7 protein-coding genes are annotated in these 5,284 nt (G+C 64.4%); 2 read left to right on the forward strand and 5 right to left on the reverse strand.

The annotated features are described in order from the left end of the window. Positions 1 to 751 precede the first annotated feature (751 nt). Positions 752 to 1,312 carry a serine acetyltransferase gene (locus tag RWX45_RS02370; RefSeq protein ID WP_316022185.1) on the forward strand — a complete coding sequence of 187 codons (561 nt, stop codon included), beginning with the start codon at positions 752 to 754 and terminating at the stop codon, positions 1,310 to 1,312. Between the two features lie 286 nt (positions 1,313 to 1,598). On the opposite strand, the gene RWX45_RS02375 is transcribed toward RWX45_RS02370, so the two are convergent. Next, a complete protein-coding gene (locus RWX45_RS02375; protein WP_316022186.1) occupies positions 1,599 to 2,066 on the reverse strand; it encodes a hypothetical protein in 468 nt (155 codons plus the stop codon). Positions 2,067 to 2,106: 40 nt separating this feature from the next. On the opposite strand from RWX45_RS02375, the gene RWX45_RS02380 reads away from it, so the two are divergent. Next, positions 2,107 to 2,634: a hypothetical protein gene (locus RWX45_RS02380; protein ID WP_316022187.1), complete on the forward strand. Its 528-nt coding sequence runs from the start codon at positions 2,107 to 2,109 to the stop codon at positions 2,632 to 2,634. A gap of 83 nt (positions 2,635 to 2,717) precedes the next feature. On the opposite strand, the gene RWX45_RS02385 is transcribed toward RWX45_RS02380, so the two are convergent. The 4 genes from RWX45_RS02385 to RWX45_RS02400 form a co-directional block, all read right to left on the reverse strand. Beyond that, entirely contained in the window at positions 2,718 to 3,479 is a 762-nt protein-coding gene (locus tag RWX45_RS02385; RefSeq protein ID WP_316022188.1) for a hypothetical protein, read from the reverse strand. A gap of 227 nt (positions 3,480 to 3,706) precedes the next feature. Further along, positions 3,707 to 3,964 carry a Txe/YoeB family addiction module toxin gene (locus tag RWX45_RS02390; protein WP_316022189.1) on the reverse strand — a complete coding sequence of 86 codons (258 nt, stop codon included), beginning with the start codon at positions 3,962 to 3,964 and terminating at the stop codon, positions 3,707 to 3,709. After that, positions 3,961 to 4,209: a type II toxin-antitoxin system prevent-host-death family antitoxin gene (locus tag RWX45_RS02395; RefSeq protein ID WP_316022190.1), complete on the reverse strand. Its 249-nt coding sequence runs from the start codon at positions 4,207 to 4,209 to the stop codon at positions 3,961 to 3,963. Before RWX45_RS02395 ends, RWX45_RS02390 begins: the two co-directional genes overlap by 4 nt. Positions 4,210 to 4,391: 182 nt before the next feature. After that, complete coding sequence (locus RWX45_RS02400) at positions 4,392 to 4,829, reverse strand: helix-turn-helix domain-containing protein (protein ID WP_316022191.1); 438 nt, start codon at positions 4,827 to 4,829, stop codon at positions 4,392 to 4,394. Positions 4,830 to 5,284: the final 455 nt, after the last annotated feature.

Here is a 5,284-nt window from a genome sequence, read left to right on the forward strand (position 1 = left end):
GCGGCGGCCAGGTGAGCGGCGGACGGGGTGGGGGTGCTGTCGGACACGAGAAAGGCTCCAGTACTTCGATGGACGGACGGCTCTGGGCTGGCAGCTCAGCTCCGCTGACACCTCAAACACTACCCCAAATGACACCGGTGCAACACAGCATCTGGGACCGACACGGAGTGTCGACCACAACATGTTGTGGTCACGAAGCAGTCGGATGTTGGAGCCGAGCGCACGATCCCGCGAGATTCCAGGGGTCTTAACACCACCCCAGGGCTAGAGACCGAGAGCACATTTTGCGGCGTGTCGTTCTGCGTATCGAACCCCGCAGCACAGCCACCACCGAGGGCCGCCCTCCCCTCAGGACGCACCCAGACATACCCGGACACGACCGACATGCTCCTGCGCACCCGGAGCACCACTTGCCGCACCTTCATAGCGCCCGCATACAGACCAGACACGCCCGGAGCACCACTTGCCCGCCTCAAAAAGTGTCCATCCGTCGCAGCTTTTGCCGCTCGCCCACCACGGCCCGACCGCGTGATTCAGCATTTGCCCAGGTCAGAGGCTATTTGCCACACCCTGCCACGGGACACCCCCGTTAAAAGTTGCGACAGATGGACACTTTTCACCCACTCAACCCGGACGAGACCCCGCCGCACAACCCCACGCCTTGACTCCCCCGGCACACCCGCCCGGCGAGCCCGCGACGAAACGCCAGTAATCTTGAAGGCACCTGAACCACCCCCGAGGAGTTCCCTCCATGACCTCGACCGCGCGCAAGCTCTTCCGCTCAGATCTCTTCCGCTACTTCGGCCGCACCGACGTGTCGTTGGCCGCCCGACTCGGCGACCGTAAGGTGCTGAGCTACCTGTGGGCGTTCCGACATGCACAGAACGCCAGCTCGCCGCTGCTGCGGAAGGCATATCGGGCCGCTCTTAGCCATCTGTCGGCAACGACATTCATCCAGATTCCTTGGTCAACCAGGATCGGCCCCGGCTTCTACATCGGGCACCGCGGCCGTGTCATCATCAACCCGGCCGCCGTGATCGGCAGCAACTGCAATATCGCCACGGGCGTCACGATCGGCATCGTGCCCTCCGGTCGCCGGACAGGCGCCCCCACCATTGGAGACCGAGTATGGATCGGCACCAACGCCGTCATCGTCGGCGGAATCACCATCGGCGACGACGTCCTCATCGCTCCCGGGGCATTGGTCAACACCGACGTTCCGTCTGGATCCATGGTGCTCGGCAATCCCGGTGTCATCCGGGAGGGACACCCATGCCCGCCGGAGTACATGCAGAACCTCTGGCAGGGATGACGCACGCCCCAAACAACACCCGGACCACCGCTCGCACCCCTAAATGTGACCATCCGTCGCAACTTTTGGCGCCCACCCGCTGCGGCTCAATCACATGATTCAGCGTTTGCCCAGCACAGAGGCCATTCGCCACACCACTCGGCGAACCGCCCCCGCAAAAGTTGCGACAGACGGACACTTTTCTCCCGCTCATCCCGGACGAAGCCCCGCCGCACAAGCAGCAGCGCCTTCACTCCCCGGCGCAGGCGGGTCGACGACGATGCGCCGACTACGCGCTCACGCCGCCTCACACCCCAGGCGACAGCAGGCGGGCCCGCAGGTCATCCAGAGTGGGGCCATCGGGGCTCTCCACATGCCAGAAAGTCCAGCCGTTCATAGCGGTCCCGCGCACTCGGACCGCGGGCGCCGATGGATAGGCATGCGCCTCGCCACTAAGCACCAGCCTCCCGGCGCCATCCATGACACCCCGGACCGTCTGCCCGTCCCTACCGATGCCGACCAGCTCCTCCCCGGCCGACAGCAGGACCGCATCCAACAGGTCCTTCATCGTGGCGTTGTTGACGGTGAGCGCACGCCGCTGGGCACGGTGGACGTACCCAACGGGCGTCGGCCAGATGGCGAGGACTTCGTCGATCAGAGCGGCGGTGCGCTCTCGGATGTCGTCATCGGTCCACGCGTCCGGATGGTCGCGCACGACGTCACGGGTGGTGAGCAGACCGGTGGTGGCGTCGAGGGCCTGGCGCTTACCTCCCACCAGTGGAGTATCAGCTGCCCGGCGTCGCTACGCTGCTCCTATGGGAGCATGGGCGAGGTCACTGCGTCAGCGTTGGGCGCGCCTGCTGGGCGGCGACAAGGCGGCGATCATCCTGGCCGCCGTCACCGTGGCGCTTGCCGCGATCGTTTTAACAATGACGCCGCTGACGACGTCCCTCGACGGCCCTTACAACGGCACCGAGCCGGTCGAGGAGGTGATCGCGGTACGCCCCTACGTGACTCCCGATGTGTCCTTCACGCTGATGACCACCGGCATCGTCACCGGCGGGTGCGCGGTCTTGGCCTGGCTCATGGAGCGGACTCGGACCCTGACAGAACTCGCCCGCACCGCGGTGCTCACCGTGACGATGGCCGCCCTCATCGTCATACTTGGGCTGAGCTGGTTCGCCTGCCTGTTCGTCCTACCGAATCAGTCTCCCGACACCTGGCGCGCCGACGACGGCGCCCTGATGAGCGAGGTCAGTTGGGGCTTCACCCAGTACGACCACATCGTTTTCCGCACCTATGGCCCGTTCATGGTGCCCGATCACGTCGGCCGCTCCTACTGAGCCGCACAAGATCATGACGTTGGCGCCGCGGGCCAGCGCCCGGGTGCGCGGCGGATGGTCGGAACGAGTTCCCGGCTCGGCGACTATTGAACGGCGGATCCCCAGAATCCTGTGGTGCCGGTGAGAAACGCCTTACCGTCAACCACGCTCCCTACACGGGGAGCCGGCGTTGTATCCATCGGAAGTGCGAGCGCGCACTCGAAACCGCAATCGGCCAGGGCGCGATACCACTGCACGCCGGTGAGCCGGTTCGTCACCACATTCACGTGCTTGACGACGGCCTTGAACATGGAGACGGGGCTGGCTTCCTCAGCGGTGGCGTCGCCGGCGTACAAGGCGAACAGCCACGGACTTGCAATGAAGGTAGGCCCGATCCTCATTCCTGCATCGTTCAGCGGTTCCTGCTCGGCCTTCCACGCTTCGACTGAATCGTAGACATTAACGTCGACGGCGATGGCCCCGAGTTGATAGTCGGAGTACCTCGCCAATCCCGCAACAGCTTTGAGCGGATACCACGGATACATGTGCGGATCGTCTACAAACGCCAAGAAACGAGTGATGAGCTCGCCGTCGTCGTCCAACAGATTGATCTCGGCGGTGCCGGGCATCACCTGCCACGCCTCGACCGTGTGCCCGCCTGCCCCGTGGACGGTGAAGGTTTCCGTGGAGAATCCATCCCGGGTATCGATGAGCCCGACGCAAGCACCCGAGGGGTCGTTGTAGACCGAGATGTGGCTGTACGGGTCCGGCGGGTCGACAGCCATCTGCTTCGCATGCTGAAGCGCTTCCGCCGTCGCACCCCAGTCAGCGTGAAGACCAAGCGCCTTGAGGTAGGTCTCGCCCATGCCCGGATTCTTCCAGGCCTTCAGAGGGATGTCGATCTCTACGAGCCAAGTGGGTCACTACGTTCTCACGCGTGCCGCCGGTCGGGACCAGGAAGAACCCCGTGGGCGCGATGTCCAGCCCTGCCACATGCCGGATCATCATGGCCGCCACGATCTGCTACGCATTCGCGAGCCCGCGGCGCTCGGTGCGCGGCGCACAGTAGCCGTTGGCACGGGTCGTCCGCGCGTTACTCGTAGTGATATCTGGCCTGGACGATGATCACGTCGTCGCCGTGGATGACGTAAACCAGTCGGTGCTCGGCGGAGATTCTTCGCGACCAGGCTCCCGCTAGAGCGTGTCGTAATGGCTCCGGTTTGCCGATCCCCTCAAAGGGGTGCCGCGCCGTATCCTCAAGGATCTTATTGATGCGCACCACCATCCGCCGATCCACAGTCAGCCAGGACGTGTAGTCATCCCAGCCGTTCGGCGTGAACACTAACCTCATGAAAGCAAGCTGTGCTCCTCGACCCGCCCGGCCCTCGCCTGGGCGAGGCTCTCGAGCAGGCGAGCGGCGTTAGCGGGCGAGCGCAGCAGATGCGCAGTTTCCTCCAAGGCGTCGAACTCGCTGCGCGAGATGAGCACGGCGTCACCACGGCGCGAGGTGATTTCCACCGGCGCCGAATCCTGGTTGACCTGCTCAATCAGCCCGAACAACTTGGCGCGAGCCTCGCTCGCAGTCAGCACAGCCACGCTTCCCCCTTTAGTCGTACAAGAACTCGTACAAGTATCCGCCGGGGTGCTACAGCAGTCAAGGGCGCATTGAGAGTCCTCGCCTCACCCCACAGCCGCGCCACATGCCAAGGAAGCGCCACAACGACCTGCACAGCGGTTGCAGAGCCCTGCGACGGGATACCTACGCAGGAAGGTCGCAGTCAGTCCTCGAAGTACTCGAAGTCGCCGTCGGCGTCGAGGGCTCGCAACTCCTCAAAGGCACGACGACGCTCGCGCTCACGCTCATCGCGAAGACGGACTACATCCTCACGACGGAAACGAGTGTGCGAGCCGACCTTGAAGGAATCGAGCACGCCATTGCGGCTCCACTTGAGCAAGGTCGGACGCGACACACCGAGCATGTCGGCCGCAACAGTGCTGGTGAGCTCATCGGGCACCCGACCGATCATCACTTCTCCGTGCTCCGCGATCGCGGCGAGGGCGGCAAACAGAGCCCGCTGCACGTTCGGCGTCAGCTCGACCTCGCGCCCGTCGGAGCTGCGCAGGACGAGCGCGGCGCCTTCTAGAGGACCGATCTCCTGAACCTCACGCACGGTCTGCGCCGCGAGGCCGACCCTGGTGAGCGCGCTGGCGGTCATGACACCTCCCCTTCCAGATGCATCGTCATAAAAGGTCAAACTCATCGTAATGCAGTTTCACTTGCATGTGGAAGTGAAGTGGCTGACCCTTCGGCTGCGGTCCACCCTGTTACCTCGTCTGTGGTCGCGAGGAGCCGCCGCTCAGCTGAAGCGGCAGAGCGGCCCGGGAACTCGCCAACGCGTCCCCTACCCAACCATGAGGACGTTTTACGACCCCGGGGTACATTCCACGACCCCGGGGTGGTCGTAAAACGTACCCCAAGGTCGGAAAACGCATGGACGCCCCACCGCCCCGCGAGTCGCTCGCCTCAAGGGGGCACCCGCTCCTACCGGGCGGCCCTACCGTTGTCTCCTCCGCGCAGATAGGTGACCGCGAATCACACCTCGAACACACTTGCCCGTCCGGGCCTCCTGGCCGACGCCCCTTCTTAGGATCATCCCCGTGACCACACCCG

Source organism: Actinomyces sp. MRS3W (assembly GCF_032465695.1).
Classification (GTDB): domain Bacteria; phylum Actinomycetota; class Actinomycetes; order Actinomycetales; family Actinomycetaceae; genus Actinomyces.

Coding starts and splice junctions, on each gene's coding strand:
- RWX45_RS02380 (WP_316022187.1), top strand. CDS start 2,107: ATGGGAGCATGGGCGAGGTCACTGCGTCAGCGTTGGGCGCGCCTGCTG.
- RWX45_RS02390 (WP_316022189.1), bottom strand. CDS start 3,964: ATGAGGTTAGTGTTCACGCCGAACGGCTGGGATGACTACACGTCCTGG.
- RWX45_RS02400 (WP_316022191.1), bottom strand. CDS start 4,829: ATGACCGCCAGCGCGCTCACCAGGGTCGGCCTCGCGGCGCAGACCGTG.
- RWX45_RS02385 (WP_316022188.1), bottom strand. CDS start 3,479: ATGGGCGAGACCTACCTCAAGGCGCTTGGTCTTCACGCTGACTGGGGT.
- RWX45_RS02370 (WP_316022185.1), top strand. CDS start 752: ATGACCTCGACCGCGCGCAAGCTCTTCCGCTCAGATCTCTTCCGCTAC.